Annotated in this window: 12 protein-coding genes and 1 pseudogene; 5 read left to right on the top strand and 8 right to left on the bottom strand. The window is 70.3% G+C overall.

Going from position 1 to position 16,793, the window contains the following annotated elements:
- Positions 1-19: 19 nt before the first annotated feature.
- The 8 genes from WS61_RS09305 to WS61_RS09270 form a co-directional block, all read right to left on the bottom strand.
- Positions 20-2,260 carry a tetratricopeptide repeat protein gene (locus tag WS61_RS09305; RefSeq protein WP_059500349.1) on the bottom strand — a complete coding sequence of 747 codons (2,241 nt, stop codon included), beginning with the start codon at positions 2,258-2,260 and terminating at the stop codon, positions 20-22.
- Between the two features lie 23 nt (positions 2,261-2,283).
- The gene (locus WS61_RS09300; protein ID WP_059500206.1) at positions 2,284-4,527 is read right to left on the bottom strand and encodes a tetratricopeptide repeat protein; all 2,244 of its coding nucleotides are present in this window, start codon (positions 4,525-4,527) and stop codon (positions 2,284-2,286) included.
- A 42-nt stretch (positions 4,528-4,569) separates the two neighbouring features.
- Positions 4,570-6,792, bottom strand: a complete 2,223-nt coding sequence (locus WS61_RS09295) for a tetratricopeptide repeat protein (protein ID WP_059500205.1) — start codon at positions 6,790-6,792, stop codon at positions 4,570-4,572.
- A gap of 178 nt (positions 6,793-6,970) precedes the next feature.
- Positions 6,971-7,639: a type II secretion system protein J gene (locus WS61_RS09290; protein WP_059500204.1), complete on the bottom strand. Its 669-nt coding sequence runs from the start codon at positions 7,637-7,639 to the stop codon at positions 6,971-6,973.
- The gene (gspI, locus tag WS61_RS09285) at positions 7,623-8,054 is read right to left on the bottom strand and encodes a type II secretion system minor pseudopilin GspI (protein WP_059500348.1); all 432 of its coding nucleotides are present in this window, start codon (positions 8,052-8,054) and stop codon (positions 7,623-7,625) included. The genes WS61_RS09290 and gspI overlap by 17 nt, the downstream gene beginning before the upstream one ends.
- 294 nt (positions 8,055-8,348) lie before the next feature.
- Positions 8,349-8,555 carry a hypothetical protein gene (locus tag WS61_RS09280; protein ID WP_034204546.1) on the bottom strand — a complete coding sequence of 69 codons (207 nt, stop codon included), beginning with the start codon at positions 8,553-8,555 and terminating at the stop codon, positions 8,349-8,351.
- A gap of 304 nt (positions 8,556-8,859) precedes the next feature.
- On the bottom strand, positions 8,860-9,459 hold the full coding sequence (locus WS61_RS09275; RefSeq protein WP_179949669.1) for an alpha-ketoglutarate-dependent dioxygenase AlkB: 600 nt from the start codon (positions 9,457-9,459) through the stop codon (positions 8,860-8,862).
- Between the two features lie 167 nt (positions 9,460-9,626).
- The gene (locus WS61_RS09270) at positions 9,627-10,772 is read right to left on the bottom strand and encodes a metallophosphoesterase (protein WP_059500202.1); all 1,146 of its coding nucleotides are present in this window, start codon (positions 10,770-10,772) and stop codon (positions 9,627-9,629) included.
- Positions 10,773-11,113: 341 nt separating this feature from the next.
- Here WS61_RS09270 and WS61_RS35600 point away from each other — a divergent pair, with 341 nt between their 5' ends.
- The 5 genes and pseudogenes from WS61_RS35600 to WS61_RS09250 all read left to right on the top strand — a co-directional run bounded on the left by WS61_RS35600 (position 11,114) and on the right by WS61_RS09250 (position 16,569).
- Positions 11,114-11,512, top strand: coding sequence for a hypothetical protein (locus WS61_RS35600; protein WP_257127222.1), 399 nt, complete (start codon positions 11,114-11,116; stop codon positions 11,510-11,512).
- A gap of 173 nt (positions 11,513-11,685) precedes the next feature.
- On the top strand, positions 11,686-11,979 hold the full coding sequence (locus WS61_RS09265; protein ID WP_012339766.1) for a hypothetical protein: 294 nt from the start codon (positions 11,686-11,688) through the stop codon (positions 11,977-11,979).
- Positions 11,976-13,030, top strand: a pseudogene (mdtN, locus tag WS61_RS09260) (multidrug transporter subunit MdtN). Before WS61_RS09265 ends, mdtN begins: the two are co-directional and overlap by 4 nt.
- A complete protein-coding gene (locus tag WS61_RS09255; protein WP_059500201.1) occupies positions 13,011-15,038 on the top strand; it encodes an FUSC family protein in 2,028 nt (675 codons plus the stop codon). The pseudogene mdtN and the gene WS61_RS09255 overlap by 20 nt, the downstream one beginning before the upstream one ends.
- Positions 15,025-16,569 carry a TolC family protein gene (locus WS61_RS09250; RefSeq protein WP_059500200.1) on the top strand — a complete coding sequence of 515 codons (1,545 nt, stop codon included), beginning with the start codon at positions 15,025-15,027 and terminating at the stop codon, positions 16,567-16,569. The genes WS61_RS09255 and WS61_RS09250 overlap by 14 nt, the downstream gene beginning before the upstream one ends.
- The last annotated feature ends 224 nt before the right edge of the window (positions 16,570-16,793 follow it).

The raw sequence follows: 16,793 nt of genomic DNA, 5'->3' as shown, positions 1-16,793 counted from the left end.
TTTTGTCATGGAAGGCCGGTCACGCCGGTTGGGCGCGCGTGCGAGCCGCCTCGCCGAGCGCGGCAGCCACCCGCTCGACCACCGCCGGCCAGTCGCCGGGCCTCGCCTGCCGGAACAACCTCGCGGACGGATACCACGGGCAGTCGTCGCGTTCGAGCAGCCAGCGCCAGTCCGGCACGCGCGGCAGCAGCACCCAGACGGGCCGCCCGAGCACGCCGGCCAGATGCGCGACCGACGTGTCGACGCTGATCACCAGATCCAGCGTGTCGACCAGCGCCGCCGTTTCGGAGAAATCCGTAAGCGCGTCCGCGAACGACAGCACGCCGCTTGAGGCGAACGCATCGGCGTCCCGAGCCCGCACCTGCGGCTGCAGGCTCACGAACGTCACGTCGAGCGCACCGCACTCGACGAGCGGTGCGAGCGCGGTGAACGGTATCGAGCGGTTTTCGTCGTTCGCATGGCGCGGATTGCCGGACCACGCCAGTCCGACGCGCAATCGGCCCTGCGGCACAAGTGCATCGAGCCGCTGCACCCACGCAGCGCGCCGTCGCGCATCGGCGCGCAGGTACGGCACGTCGGCCGGCACCGTATCGAGCGTCGTGCGGAACGCGTACGGCAGGCTCATCAGCGGACACTGCAGGTCGAACGCCGGCATCGGCTGCCCTTCGGTGACGACCCGGCTCACGCCGCGCAGCGTGCCGAGCAGTTCGCCGAGCGCAGCAGGCGCCTCGACGATCACGGTCGCGCCAAGGTCATGTGCGAGGCTTGCGTAGCGGCAGAACTGCAGCGTGTCGCCGTACCCTTGCTCGGCATGCAGCAGCAGCGTGCGGCCTGCGAGCGGTTCGTCGCCGGTCCACAGCGGCCGGCCCGCATGACGCCGGTGCAGCATCACGTCGGCCGCCTCCCAGCGCGCCTCGTGCTGCCGCCAGCCCGCGTCGAAATCGCCCGTGAGCAGTTGGCAGAACGCCAGCGAGCGACGAGCGGCCCCGTGATTTGGATCGCGTCGGCATGCGTGCGCATAGTCGGTCAGCGCCGCGGCGTCGTCGCCGATGTGCTGGCGCGCCAGCGCACGCGTGAACAAGGCCTGCGCCGTGTCCGCAGGCGCGCCGGCCGCCGCCGCATGGCTCGCGAGCGCGTCGTCGTAGCGACCGAGCTGCTGCAGCGCGAGTGCGCGGTTGTAATGCAGCTCCGCATGCGGGCCCGTCAGCACCAGCGCGGCATCGTATTCGGCGAGTGCGTCGTCGAACCGGCCGAGCGCACGCAGCGCGGCCGCGCGGTTGCGGCGCGCGTCGATATCGTCGGGATTGCGTGCCAGCGCTTCCGCATATGCTTCGGCGGCTTCCGCATGACGCTCGAGACCGAGCAGCGCGTTGCCGCGCCCGACCCACGCCGCAACGTGGCCGCGATTCAGCGCGAGCAGCCGGTCGCAGCGCTTCAGCAATTCGTCGCGGGCGTGCAGCAGATCCAGCGCGACGCAACTCGCGTACAGCAACTGCTCGTCCTTCGGCAGCCGCGCGAGCCCTTCGTCGAGACACGCGAGCGCGTCGGCCGGGCGGCCGAGTTCGGTCATCACGACACCGCATGCGTAGACGAGTTCGGGCGTCTTGCCGCGCACGACCATCGCGAGCTGATAGCTGTGCAGCGCCTGCTCGCGATGGCCGAGCGCGCGCAGCGCATGCCCGCGCTCGATGTTCGCGGCCGCATCGTTCGGGTCGATCCGCAATGCGCGCTCGATGCTGATCAGCGCATCAGCGGGCCGTTCGAGCCGCCGCAGCGTCTCGCCGCGCTTGCGCCACGCGGTTGCGTGCGCCGGTTCGCGCACGAGCGCCCGATCGTAGGCCGCGAGCGCCGCATCGTATTGCCCGAGCCCGAGCAGCGCATCGCCGCGTGCCGCATGCGACGGTGCATGGTCCGGATCGGTCGCGAGCGCGCGATCGGCGAGCGCGAGCGCGTCGCGATGACGGCCGACACCGGTCAGCGCCGCCGCGTGGTTCGCCAGGTTCCACGGCTGGTTCAATCCGAACTTCATCGAGCGCGCGATCAGCGGCTCCGCCCGTGCGGGATCGCCGAGCTGCAGATGCACGAGGCCGAGCAGGTGCAGCGCCTCGACATGATCCGGCGCCATCGTCAGCACGCCTTCGTAGAGCCGTCCGGCCCCCGCGAAGTCGCGCTGTTCGAGACGCATGCGCGCATTGCGCAACGCGTCGGCGAGCACCGCATGCAGCGGCACGGCCACGGCGCCCGGTATGGCGCCGGCCATCGGCGCTGCCTCGCGGCGCACACTCATCGCTCGCCTCCGTCGACGAGCGCCGGCAACTCGGCCGCGATCCGCTCGACGACGGGCGCCCACTGCCCGCCCTCGGGCTGGCGAAACAGCCGCGCCGACGGATACCACGGGCTGTCGTCACGATCGAGCAGCCAGCGGAAATCGGGCGTATGCGGAATCATCAGCGCGAGCGGCCGGCCGAGTGCGCCGGCAAGGTGCGCGACGGACGTATCGACGCTGACGATGCCGTCCATCAGCGCGGTCAGCGCCGCCGTATCGGCGAAGTCCTGGAGTGCGTCGCCGACGAAGCGCACCGCGCTCGCGTCGAGCACCGGCCGATCGTCGTCGCGGACCACCTTCTGCAGGCTGATCCACTCGTAACGGTCGTCGAACAGCGGCAGCAGATCCGCGAGCGTCATCGAGCGGTTGCGGTCGTTCAGGTGCAGCGGGTTGCCGGACCACACGACGCCGATGCGCGGCCGCGTCGCTGCGCCGAGCCGTTCGCGCCACTGCGCGACACGCACGGGGTCGGCGGCCAGATACGGTATGCCGGCCGGAATCGACGCGAGGTCCGTGCGAAATTCGAGCGGCAGGCTCAGCAGCGGGCAATGCAGGTCGAACGGCGGCAGCGGCTCGCCGCGCGCGACGAGCGTGTCGACGCCGTCGAGCGTCGCGAACAGCGTCTTCAGTTCGACCGGCGCTTCGAGCACGACGCGCGCGCCGAGCGCCTTCACGAGCGGGACGTAGCGACAGAACTGCAGCGTGTCGCCGAGCCCCTGTTCCGGGTACAGCAGGATCGTCTTGCCGTCGAGCGGCATCCCGTGCGTCCAGCGCGGCTGCGCGAAGGTGCGCCGGCTCGCGTCGAGCTGCGTGTCGCGCCAGCGCCATTCGTACTCGGCCCAGCCGGCTTCGAAATCGCCGATCGACAAACACAGGAACGCACGCATGCAATGCGCGAGCACGTAGTCGGGATCGATGTCGATCGCATCCGCATACGCCTGCCGCGCGTCGTCGTGACGCCGCAGCGCGCGCAGCGCATTGCCCTTGTGGAAGTGCGCGAGCTTGTCGCGCGGCGTCGCGTCGATCACGCGCGCGAAATCGTCGAGCGCGGCCGCGTAGCGGTGCGTCTCGAGCGCCACGCGGCCGCGCGTGAACCAGGCCGGCACATAGTTTTCGGCAAGCGCCAGCGCGCGGTCGCACATGTCGCGCGCGTCGTCGTGACGCTCGACGCGCATCAGCGCGCTCGCGTAGTTGCACAGCACGCCGGGGCTACCCGGTTCCACGTCGAGCGCGCGCGCATAGCTGTCGACCGCGTCGCGATAGCGCTCCAGATGACTGGCCGCATTGCCGCGGTTCGCCAGTGCCCGCGCATGGCGCGGATCGATCGCGAGCACGCGGTCGCAGCGCACGAGCGCCTCGTCGTGCCGGCCGAGCTGCTCGAGCGCGATCGAACTGTTGAAGATCGCATCGACGAAGGTCGGGCTCGCCGCGATCGCCGCGTTGAAATCCGCGAGCGCGCGCTCCGGCTCGTGCAGATCCAGATACGCGACGCCGCGCAGAAACAGCACCTCGGCACTGCCGGGCGTCTGCGCGAGTGCGTGGCCGTAACTGTCGACCGCATCGCGGAAGCGGCCGAGTTCGCGCAGCGCGAGGCCGCGCCCGCGCATCGCGTCGAACGAACGCCCGGCCAGCGCGATCGAGCGATCGCAGTCGGCGAGCGCGTCGTCGTGGCGGCCGAGCGCGCGCAGCATGTCGCTGCGCTTCACATAGCCGTCGGCAAAACCGGGCGTCAGCTCGAGCAGCCGATCGTAGACCGCACACGCGTCGTCGTACCGCGCGAGTTGCGCGAGCAGGCCCGCACGCTGAAACAGCACGCGCTGATGGACGGGATTGATCGCGAGCGCTTCGTCGAGCCGCGCGAGCGCGTCGTGTTCGCGCCCGAGCCCGGTCAGCACCGCCGCGTAATTCGCGAGCACGAGCGGCGCCGGCCGGCGCTCGATCGAGCGCCGCATCAGCGGTTCGGCATCGGCGAGCCGCCCTTGCTGGAAGCGCACCGCGCCGAGCAGGTGCAGCGCCTCCGGATGCTCGGGATCGAGCGTCAGCAATTCGGTATACGCGTGTTCCGCATGCTGCAGCGCGCCGTCGTGGTGTGCCTTGCGCGCACGCAAGAGCAGCCGGTCGAGTTGCGCGGCGTCGGGCGGACGGCGATCCGGCGCGACCGGCGCGCTCGCGAGTGTCGTCCCTTCCCCGTTCGGTGTCATCGTGTGGCCCCCACTTGTCGCTGTTCGTGTCGCGTGTCGTGTCTAACGTGTCATCGGCGCGATCGCGGCACGCACCGCGTCGATCGCGCCCGTCCAGTCGCCCGGCGCAGCCTGCCGGAGCAGCCGCGCGGACGGATACCACGGGCTGTCGCCGCGGGTCCGCATCCAGCGCCATTCCGCGGGATCGGGCAGCAGCACCCACACCGCGTGGCCCAGCGCGCCCGCCAGGTGCGCGACCGCGGAATCGACCGCGATCACGAGATCCAGCGCGCCGATCAGCGCGGCCGTGTCCGCGAAGTCGCCGAGTTCGTCGTCGACGCGAAGCACCGGCGCCTGCGCGAGCAGCGCCGCGTCGCGTTCGCGCACGGGTTTTTGCAGGCTGATCCAGTCGACGTCGAGATCGAACAGCGGCGCGAGCCGCGCGAAATCGATCGACCGGTTGTGATCGTTGCGATGCTCCGGATTGCCGGCCCACGCGATCCCGATCCGCGGCCGGCGCCGATCGCCGAGCAGCGCCTCCCACTGGCGCGTGCGCTGCGGGTCGGCATGCAGATAGGCGCCGGCAGACGGAATCGTGGCTTCGTCGGTGCGGAACGCGTGCGGCAGGCTCAACAGCGGCGCCTGGCAGTCGAACGCCGGCAGCGGATCGCCGCGCGCGATCACGTCGACCGCTCCGGGCAGCGAAGCCATCAGCGCGCGCAATTGCGGCTGCACCTCGAACACGACCCGTGCACCGCGTGCGGCCACCAGCGGCACATAGCGGCAGAAATGCAGCGTGTCGCCGAACCCTTGTTCCGCATGAATCAGCACCGTCCGGCCGTCGAGCGGCGTGTCGCCCTGCCACGCCGGCTGCGTGAACGGCCGGTAGTGTCGCGCCAACTGCGCGTCGCGCAGCCGCCATTCGTACTCGGGCCAGCCGCGCGCGAAATCGCCTTCGATCAGATACAGCGACGCGCGCGCGAAATGCGCTTCGGCGTAGTCGGGACGAAGCGCGATCGCGCGGTCGTACGCGGCGAGCGCGTCGTCCGGGCGCGCCGTTTCGAAATACAGGTTGCCGCGGTTGAGCCAGTTCGTCGCGTGATCGGGACGCAGCGCGAGCGCACGGTCGAGCGACGCCATCGCTTCGTCGTAGCGATGCAGGTCCTGCAATACGTTGCTGCGGTTGGTCCAGGCTTCGGCGAACCCCGCGTCGCGCGCAAGCGCGGCGTCGTAGCTGGCCAGCGCTTCGTCGTAGCGTTTCAGGTAACGCAACGCGGTGCCGCGGTTGCACAACGTCTCCACCGAGTGCGGAGCGAGCGCCAGCGCGCGCGCATAGGCCGCCAGCGCATCGTCGTAGCGCTTGAGCTGCAGCAGCGCGTTGCCGCGACTCGCATGGGCGCGGACATGATCCGGATCGAACGCCAGCACGCGCTCGCAACGGGCCAGCGCCTCGTCCGCGCGGCCGAGTCGTTCGAGCGCGACCGCGCTGTTGTAGAGCACGTCGATCCGCGCGGGATCGGCCGCGATCGCTTCGTTGAACGCGTCGAGCGCCTCGCCCGGTCGATCGAGATCGATCAACGTACGGCCGCGCTCGGCCATGATCGCGGCCAGGCCGGGCCGGATCGCGTTTGCGCGTTCGAAGCACTGCAGCGCATCGGCCGGCCGCTGCAGCTCGCGCAACACGAGACCGCGGTTGAACCACGATTCGAACGAACGCGGATCGACCATCAGTGCGCGGTCGTAGGTATCGAGTGCCTCGTCGAAGCGGTGCAGTGCACGCAGCGCGCTGCCGCGATTGCACAACGCATCGAGGACGAGCGGCGACACCGCGAGCGCACGGTCGAACGACGCGAGCGCGTCGCCATAGCGTCGCAATCCGAGCAGCGTGTTGCCGCGGCGCACGAGCGTCTGCACGTCGTCGGGCGTCGTGTGCAGCGCGGCCGCGAAATGCTCGAGCGCCTCGCCCGCACGGCCGCGCTCGCCGGCGATCGCACCGAGATCCGACAGAGCGCGCGTACCGGGGGCGATCGCGATCGACTGGCGCAGCAACGCTTCGGCGGCGTCGGCCGCGCCGCGCTGGAACTGCAGCACGCCGTACAGGTGCAATGCCTGGGGGTTGTCCGGCTCCTTCTCCAGCACGGCGAGATAGTCGCGCGCCGCGTCATCGAACCGTCCGGCGCTGTGCGAGTGTTGTGCGCGGCTCAGGATCGCCGCCGATTGCCGTTGACCGCGCGCATCGAGTCCCGACGCGCCCGCGTATGCATCATGCCGGTGCTCGACCGTCACGTTCGCCCCCTTCCCGTTTGCCGATGCCGCCGCCGTCCCGGTTCGATGGAGCCGGTCGCAGCGGTCATGCTCGTCACGAGACTAACGGACGGGTAATAACAGACGTATGACGAAAGTTACGGACCATTTTGTCCGGGGGACGGATCGCGTTGCGCGCCGCGAGCGACCCGCGCCGCCGTCACTGGCCGATCGGGATCGTCCGCACGTATTCGACTGCCGGCGCGCCCATCGTGACCGCGAAACGCACGCCGCGCGGCAGCGGCATGCCGAGCGACGTGATGTTGCTGACGCCGTGCTGGGCGAGAAACTGCGTATAGCTCTGCTCGATGGCCGTCTGGCTCGTCGTCCATCCGCCCGGCGGAATCCACACGGAAAGCTGCATCGTCCGCGCATCGTTGCTGACCACCACGCGCGCGAACGCATCCATGTGCTTCAGTGCATCCTCCACGTCGGCCAGCGACGCGAGCGGCTGCGACGCGCTGCGCACGAGCTCGCGCCCCTTGAGCTGGTAGCGCACGACCTGCATCTGCGCCGGTCCGCCACCGACGCCGAGATGGCGCACCATCACGAGTTCGTTCGGCCGGATGCGCAGCGGCGGCCCGAACACCTCGTCGGCCGTCACGAGGTTGATCAGGTCGAACTGCAACTGGGAGAAATAACGGCCGAGCAGACGCGTTTGCGCCAGATTCGACGCGATATCGTCGCGCCCGCGAATCGTCGCGTCGAGGCCCCGCCACGACAGCAGCGCGATCACGGCGAGCAGCGCGATCGCGACCAGCATCTCGATCAGCGTGAAGCCGCGGGCACGGGCGCGCCCGGCCCCGCGACGTTCAGCGGCGCGCTTCATTCTGGATCACCGTGACGACTTCGGCGAGCACGTTGCGGCTCGATGCGGACGGATAGACGCTCACCGTCACGCGCCGCACGAGCGGGCTCGGCAGCGCGGCCACCGACTGGCGGCACACGAAACGGTAGCGGCCCTGCGGGCACGCGAACGTGTTCGCGCCGACGGACGGCCAGGCCGATGCGATACGGATCTCGCCGAGCGCGTTGTCGGCGCTCCACAACGCGAGCAGACGCATGCGCGCCGTGTCGGTGTCCGACGCGAGCGCGCCGATCGCGCGCATCACGGCGCCCAGCGCCACGGCCACGATCGCCAGCGCGATCAGCACCTCGATCAGCGTGAATCCCCGTTCCGGCGCCCGCGTCGGGCGCGGTCCGCCGCACGCAGGGTGGTGGTAGTCGGTTCTGTCGTCGCACATGACCTGCATCATTCTCGTCGATGGGTCGGCGTCCGGCGTCCAAGCCGCGGCGCAGGCCGCGTCGCCAGCGCGACGGACGCCATGCCCGGACGTTAAGCGCGACGTATGGCACGCACGTGTCGAATGGTACGGACCATTTGGCGCGGCGGGCGCGGGCGAACAGGCGCGCCCGCCCGCGCGATGCGCGCATCGCGCGGGGCACGAGACGAAAGACGGAAAACGATCGGGAAAGCACCGCCCGCCAGCGAGCGGCCGACGGTGAAGGCGATCCTCGGGCGGGATCGCGCGACGGCGTCAGGCCGTCACGGCGGCGTCATATTCGGCGCGGGCGAGCTGGCCGGCGGCGTATGCCTCGGCTTCGCCGCGAAAGCCTTCCCGGCTGAACGCCACGACTTTCACGCCGACGCCGGTCGCCCGCTTCACCGTCAGCGCCCATTGCCATCCGCCGTCTTGCTCGAAGACGTGCAGCGAGGGTGCGAAGGAAGGGTCGAGTACGGTCACGCGTTTTGCTCCTGCCCCGTTGCGCACTGCATCGGCAGCGCACGGAGGCATATCGAAAAGGTCGCGCCGGCACGCCGACGCGTTTCTGTCATTCGACAGTTTATTCACGGATTGTTGCGACGCACCATCAGAGGTTTCACTCACCTATCGGAACCGGGCGGTTGATCGCATCTACCCGAAAGCCTTGCGGGACGGGCCTCAGCGGCACGCCGAGCCGCCCGGCATCGCGTTCGTGCGGCAACGTGCCGCACGCCGGGCCAATTGCTTGCATCGCCCTTTCGTGGCCCGGGAAACGGGGCGCGATCTATCCGCCCATCATCGACACGCGCCGGAAGGTCAGGTTCACACGTTCGCCCTGCACGGCCGGCGCCTTCGGCACGCGGTGCTGCCATTCGGCCTGCGTGCGTCCGCGCATCACGAGCAGGCTGCCATGCACGAGGCGGTACGCATGCGTGACGCCGGTCGCGCGATGGCGAAGATCGAACACGCGCATCGCGCCGAGGCTCACCGACGCGATCACCGGCGCATCGCCGAGTTCGGGTTCGTTGTCCGCATGCCAGCCGAGGCTGTCCAGCCCGTTGCGATAGCGATTGAGCAGCACGCTGTTGAAGCGCACGCCGCACGTCGCCTCGACCGCGTGCTTCAGCCCGACCACGGCCGGCGTCCATGGCCCGGGGACGTTGCGGATGCCCGAGTACACGTAAACGGCATCCGGTTCGCCCTGCCACGCGGTGAGCCGCGGCAACGGAATGCGCCCGCGCGGCGTGCGAATCGTGTCCTGCCGCCACGCGACCTCGTCGATCAGCGCGGCCAGCGCGCGATCGGCGTCGGGCGGTGCAAGCCAGTCCGGGTACCAGTCCACGTCTGGCACGGGCGTATCGGCGAAGAGATCGGGCGTGGACATGTCGGCAGGAACGAGTGAGGAACGAAGCGAACGACGCATGTCTGCATACTAGCCAACGGCGCCGCGCGCCGCCATGCGCTGTCATTCGCAGCCGAAAGGCCGAAAGGAAGCCGCGGTGCATCGCGATGCGCGTTCGTATCGCGCGACGGCCGCCTCCCTGCCATCGGCTAGCCGCGCGTCAGTCGAATCAGCGCGATCTCGGACGGCACGCCGAAGCGGTTCGGCGGTCCCCAGTAGCCGGTGCCGCGGCTCGTATACAGCCACATGTCGCCGAAGCGGTTCAGCCCGCCGATCACCGGCTGCTGCAGTCGCACGAACGGCGGCCACGGCAGGAACTGGCCGCCATGCGTGTGCCCCGACAGTTGCACGGTAAAGCCCGCGCGGTTCGCCGCTTCCGCGCTGCGCGGCTGGTGCGCGAGCAGGATCTTCGTGCCGACGTCGCGCGGCGCGCCGGCCAGCGCCTGCGCCGGGTCGCTGCGATGGGCGGGATCGAATCCGCCCGCCGTGAAATCGGTGACGCCCGCGAGCACCGCCCGCGCGCCGCCGCGCTCGATCAGCACGTGCTCGTTCAGCAGCACCGTCAGCCCGATACGACGAAACTCGTCGATCCACGCATGCGCACCCGCGTAGTACTCGTGGTTGCCCGTCACGAGGAAGGTGCCGTGCCGCGAACGCATCTCGCCGAGCGGCGCCGTGTGTTCGCGCAGACGCTTGACCGAACCGTCCACCACATCGCCCGTCACGACCACGAGGTCGGCGTCGAGCGCATTGACCGCACGCACGATCCGTTCGATGTAGGGCCGCTTGATCGTCGACCCGACGTGGATGTCGGACAGTTGCACGATCGTCAGCCCGTCGAGCGCGGCCGGGAGCCCCGCGACCGGAATCGACACGCGCTTGACAGCCGCCGTGCGGCGCGCGCCGACGAACCCGATCGCGGTCACGAGCACCGCGGCCGCCAGCACGCCGAGCGCCGTGTCGGGCGCGGCGCCGCTCCACGCGCCGTCATGCCCGAGATGCCGCCACGCGAATACGCCGAGCAGCACGATTTCGCGCAGCAACGTCAGCACCAGCAGCGACGAGAAGAAGCCCATCGCGAGCGCGCCGGCCCAGCCGACCAGCGTCGCCGCCCATCCTTCGTCGAAGCGGCGCGAGAACATGCCGACCGGAATCAACACGACGAAACTCGCCAGCACGAGCGCCGCGATCGTGCGCGCGAGCGGCGACACGAACGCATCGGGAATGATCCGCATCCCGACATACAGATGGAACAGCACGCCGATTGCAATGAACCGGACAAAGAAACTTCGCATGGAACGTTCGCCTTCGTTGCACTACCGCTTCCGCGACGCGCGTCGCACGGGCCGTGATGCCCGGTGCCGCGTGTCGCGCCATACGCACGATGGTACACAGATCCCGGCCGCGACGACGGGTCGCGCCCGGCGGTGCAGCGCCGTACGGCTTCGCGCGATGATCGGCCATACACCGGCGTCGCGGCCATGCATCGACGCCGTTCGTCGCGACGCTCGACCGCGACGCCATCGGCCTGCACGACGCGAGCGCGATCCGCGCCTTCCCGAAACGCGCGGCCGCCGGCATGCAGCGCATGCCGCGTGGGCGCATCCAGGTCAGCCACTTCGAGACGGCCTGCAGGATGATCGTCGAGAACGTCGGCGTACTGCCCGCAGGCACCGCGCGTCGTCATGCGAAGACGATGGCGCTGCACCTCGTCGCGCTCAAAGGCGACCGGGCGAGCGCCGGTTGCAGATCCGCGTCGCCGATCCCGATGTGCTGCCGCGCTTCGCACGCGATCTCGTCGGCCGGCTCGTCGAGGATGCGCGTGGTCAGCCGAACCAACCGGATTCGCACGGTTCGAGCAGCAATCGGCGATTTGCGTGCCGATTCCGCTGCGCCCACACGGCAAATTCCGCTGCGCGATTTTCGTCTGACGATCCTTTACAGTCCGTTAGCAACCCTACGCGAGCGGCTGCTGGCAGAATCGCGGCGGTCCGGCCACCGCTGCCGACCCGCACTGCCGGACCGTCCGGCATGACCGACGGCGCGGCCATGGCCAGCCTCGCTCCATGCCGTGAACGCATGCCGGATCGCTGGCGATCCGTATCGCGCTGATTTATGATCGGCTCCGTATCCCGGAATCGTCGTCGCGGCGACGATCCGCATTGCGCCGCGCCCGGCATCCACCCTCAACGTCGAGCTCGTCACATCATGAGAAAAACAACGCCGCGCGCGCCCCTGCGCGTCGCCGCCGTCCTAGCGCCCGCCCTGCCGCTCGCGGGCTGCGCCTCGCGCGGTGCGCCGTCCTACGTGCTGTTCGGCGCGTACTTCCCGCTGTGGCTCGTCAGTGCGATCGTCGGCATCGTCGGCGCGATCGTCGCGCACCGCGTGTTCGTCGCGACCGGCTGGGCCGCGACGGTGCCCTACCAGCTTGCCGTCTGCACCGCGATCGGGCTCGTGGTCGCCGTGATCGTCTGGCTCACCGGCACGGGGCCGTTCGCATGAAGGCCGCCGGCATCGCCCGCCCCTCCGTCAAAGGTCGCGTGATCGCGCTCGCGATCGTCGCGCTCGGCATCGCGGCGCTCGCGTACGCGTACCACCGCACGACGGCCTACCCGTCCACCGACGACGCGTCGATCGACGCGGACGTCGTGCACGTCGCGTCGCCGGTCGGCGGCCGCATCGTGCAGCTCGCGGTGCATGAAAACCAGCGCGTCGCGAAAGGCGACCTGCTGTACGTGATCGATCCCGTCCCGTCCCGTACCGGCTGAGCGTCGCGCAGGCGCAGGCCGATCTCGAGCTCGCGCGCGCATCGCTCGACACGCGCCGCCGCTCGCTGATCGGCGAGCGCTCGAACGCGTCCGTCGCCGCCGAGCAAGTCAAGCGCGCGACGCAGAACTACGATCTCGCGACCCGCGACGTGAACCGGCTGGCACCGCTCGCCGCGCAGGGCTACGTCAGCGCGCAGCAGTTCGATCAGGCGAAGGTGCGCCAGCGCGACGCGTCCGTGTCGCTCGCGCAGGCGCAGGAGCAGCAGCGCGCGTCCGCGCAGACGATCGGCGACGATGCCGACGCGATCGCGACGCTGCATGCGCGCGAAGCCGCGCTGGCCCGCGCGCAGCATGCGCTCGACGATACGGTCGTGCGCGCGCCGCACGACGGGCTCGTGACGGGCCTGAGCGTGCTCCCCGGCGAGACCCTCGCGCCGAACCAGTCGATCTTCACGCTGATCGACGCGAGCGAATGGTTCGCCGTCGGCAATTTCCGCGAGACGTCGCTCAATCGCATCGCGGTCGGCGACTGCGCGACCGTCTATTCGATGATCGACCGCGACCGCCCGATGACGGGCAAGGTCGTCGGCATCGGCGCCGGCATCGCGGACAGCGACCGCATCAACCTGCCGCGCTCGCTGCCGATCGTGCAGCGCTCGGTGAACTGGGTGCACGTCGCGCAGCGCTTCCCCGTGCGCGTGAAGCTCGACGAACCCGACGGCAAGCTCGTGCGTGTCGGCGCGAGCGCGATCGTCGAGGTCCGGCATGGCTCGGCCTGCCGCTGACGTCCGCTCGCCGGGCCCGCGCGAAGTCCTGCGGCTGCTCGCGCCGTTTCCGGGGCGCGCGGCCATGGCCGTGCGCGTCGCGCTGATCTGTGCGCTCGTGGTGCTCGTGACGAGCGGATACGGCACGCCCGAAGCCGCGATTTCCGCGTATGTCGTGTTCTTCCTGAACCGCGCCGATCGCGTGACGAGCGCCGTGCTCGCGGTCGCGATGCTGTTGCTCGTCACGCTCGTGATCGCGCTCGTGATCGGCGTCGCGATCTTCAGCATCGAGTATTCGGTGCTGCGCGTCGCGTGCATGGCCGTGCTGTCCGTCGGCCTGCTCTATCTGACGTCCGCCAGCAAGCTGCGCCCGGTCGGCGCGATCCTCGCGATGATCGTCGGCTTCGGGCTCGACCAGCTCGGCCTCGCGCCGGTCGGCGAAGCGGCAACGCGCGCGCTGCTCTATGCATGGCTGATGGTCGCGATCCCGGTCGGCGCGGCGATCGTCGTCAACCTGCTGATCGCGCCGTCGCCGCGCACGCTCGCGCATGCGCAGCTCGCGAAGCGGCTGCGGCTCGCCGCGCGGCGGTTGCGCGGCGACGACGACGCGCGCGCCGCGTTCGATGCAAGCCTGCGCGAAGGCGACAAACAGTTGCTCACGTGGCTCAAGCTGTCGAAGCTCGAAGGCTCGTCGTCGAGCGCCGATGTCGTCGCGTTGCGGCAGGCCGTCGCGTCGAGCACCGCGCTACTCGTCGCGGTCGCGCTTGCCGATCGCGAACCGGAGGCGCGACTGCCCGACGCATTCGCGGCGCCGATCGCGGCGACGCTCGACGAGATGGCCGCGATCCTCGAACAGGGCGGCTATCCGGTCGACGTGACGCTCGCGCTGCCGGCCGCCGATGCACTGCCGCCGCTCGCACGCGTCGTCGCGACGGACCTGCACGCCGCGATCGCGCAATTCGCGCAACCGCCCGCCATCGACGCACCGGCCACAGCGACCGACACCGCCGACGAACCGGCGGCAGCCACCGCACCACCCGCCCCGCGCGGCGGCTTCTTCGTGCCCGACGCGCGTACCAATCCCGACCACATCCGCTATGCGCTGAAGACGACGGCAGCCGCCATGTTCTGCTACCTGCTGTACTCGCAGCTCGACTGGTCCGGCATCCATACCTGCTTCATCACCTGCTACATGGTGTCGCTCGGCTCGACGGCCGAAACGGTCGAGAAGCTCACGCTGCGCATCGCCGGCTGCATCGTCGGCGCGCTGATCGGCACCGCCGCGCTCGTGTTCGTCGTCCCGTCGCTATCGTCGATCGGCGAACTGATGGCGCTCGTCTTCGCCGGCGCGTGGCTGTCCGCGTGGGTCGCGTTCGGATCGCCGCGCATCGCGTACGCAGGCTTCCAGGTCGCGTTCGCATTCTTCCTGTGCGTCATCCAGGGCGCGGGCCCCGGCTTCGACCTGACGCTCGCGCGCGATCGCACGATCGGCATCCTGCTCGGCAACGTCGTCGTGTATCTCGTGTTCACACGCATCTGGCCGGTCAGCATCGGCAAACAGATCGACACGGCGCTCGCGGCGCTGCTCGACCAGTGGCGGCGCGTTGCGCAGATCGCGCAGCCGGCCGAACGGCGCGCGCTGGCCGCCGAAGCGTTCGCCCGCCACGGCGCGATCTCGCAGGAGCTCGGCCTGATCCATTACGAACCGTCGTGGGTGCGGCCGGCCGCGACGTGGCTCGCCGCACGGCGGCGCGCGCTCGCGGAACTCGGTGCGATCGAAGGCCCGCTGTTCCTGCTCGCCGAACGCAAACCCGGCGACGCGGCGATCGGCGCGCAACTCGCGCGCGTGACTGCGCCGGGCGACGACAAAACCGCGCCCCGCACGGATGCCCCGCCGCCGCCGGGCGCCGCCCCCACCGACCCCGCGCGCGACGCGCTGCTGAACCTGATCGACACGCGGCTTGCCCATGTCGCCGACGCCGCCCGTCAAGCCACACCGAAGGAGCCTGCCCCTCATGCGTCTACCTGAACCGCCGGCCGCCTCGATCGCCGCCGCCGCGCTCGCGACCGCGGTCGCGCTGGCCGGCTGCGCGACGTCGTCGATCGATCTGGCGCCGGAGGCATCCGACCGCCCGTGGCAGCCGCAAACGTCGGCTGCGGGCGACATCGTGGCCGCGCCGCCGCGCGCTTCCGCGCAAGGTGCACACGACTACACGCTGCCTGCATCGCCGGCGCTCGCGTCGGTGCCGGCTCCGGCCGCGCTCGATGCCGCGCATGCGTACACGCTGCCCGAGCTGATCGATCTCGCGGAATCCGCGAACCCGCTGACCCGCATCGCATGGAACGACGCGCGCAACGCGGCGCTCGCGGTCGGCCTCGCCAAGTCCGCATATCTGCCGCGCCTGTCGGCGACGGCAATGGGCGCGTACCAGGCGAACCACGGCTCGACGTCGACGATCCTCGGCGATTCGTCCAGCAACACCACCGTGCACGGCACGATTTCGGCGCTGTCGCTGCAATGGCTGCTGTTCGATTTCGGCGGCCGCGCGGCGCGCGTCGAAGCGGCCGAACAGGCGTCGATCGCGTCGAACGTCGCGTTCACGGCCGTGCACCAGCAGGTCATCCACGACGTGACGGTCTCCTACTACCGCTACGAAGCCGCACGCTCGCGCGCGCTCAGCGCACGGCAGGGCCTCGCGAACGCGGATGCGATTCTCGCGGCGTCCCGCGCGCGGCTCCAGCACGGCGTCGGGACGGTCGTCGAGCTCGCGCAGGCGACGCAGAACCGCGCGCAGGCGAACCTCGCGCTCGTGCAGGCGAACGGCGCCGAAAGCGACGGCTACCTCGCCCTCGTCTCCGCGCTCGGCATCTCGCCGCTGTCGAAGCCGACGATCGCCGCGCTGCCGAAGCGGCCGCTGCCGCCCGCGCTCGGTTCGTCGGTCGACGCGATCGTGTCGGACGCGATCGCGCGCCGTCCCGATCTGCAGGGTGCGTTCGCGGTCGAAAAGGCCAATCGCGCGAAGATCAAGGCCGCGCAAGCCGCATTCATGCCGAAGATCTTCCTGTCCGCGTCGACGTCGTATGCGAGCGGCGGCACGTCCATCTCCGCGCTGCCCGCGATCGGCGACCAGGCGCCGACCGTCAACCTGAACGGCAGCCGCTACGGCGGCGGCGTATTCCTCGGCGTGACGATCCCGCTGTACGACGGTGGTCTGCGCTCGGCCGTGCTGATGCAGGCGCGCAACGACGCGGAAAGCGCGTCCGCGCGCCTCACGCGGACCAAGGAGGAAGCGGTGCGCCAGGTCGTCGCCGCGCAGAACGCGGTACAGACGAGCCTGGCGTCGCACGACGCCGCGAAGGCGCTCGTCGATGCCGCGCAAACGAGCTACGACGCGGCGCTGACCGCGTACCGGAACGGCGTCGGCTCGGTCACCGACGCGACGATCGCGCAAAGCCAGTTGCTCGCCGCGCGCAACGCGGAGGTCGACAGCTATGCCGGCGCATTATCGGCCGCCGCCGCACTCGCGCTCGCGACGGGCACGATCGGCTCGGCGCAGTAGCGCCGCCAGGCGGTTGACGCGGGCGCGCCCCGCCCACTAGAATGCCGCCCATTCTTCCTTCAGGAACCATCGTGGACAGTTGCAGCACTCCGTTGCGTGCGCCGCTTGCCGCCTGAACGCCTGTCCGCCGCAGTTCTCCTGCCTCGGCTCGCGTTCCGCGAGCCGCACGCCATCCGTTTCACATTGAACGACGCATTCGCGCGGTACAGTACCGCGCGATGACG

The sequence above is a fragment of the Burkholderia sp. ABCPW 11 genome (genome assembly GCF_001523445.1).
Classification (GTDB): domain Bacteria; phylum Pseudomonadota; class Gammaproteobacteria; order Burkholderiales; family Burkholderiaceae; genus Burkholderia.
The sequence above is the reverse complement of the archived record's forward strand: the minus strand, read 5'-3'. Positions and strand labels throughout refer to the sequence as shown.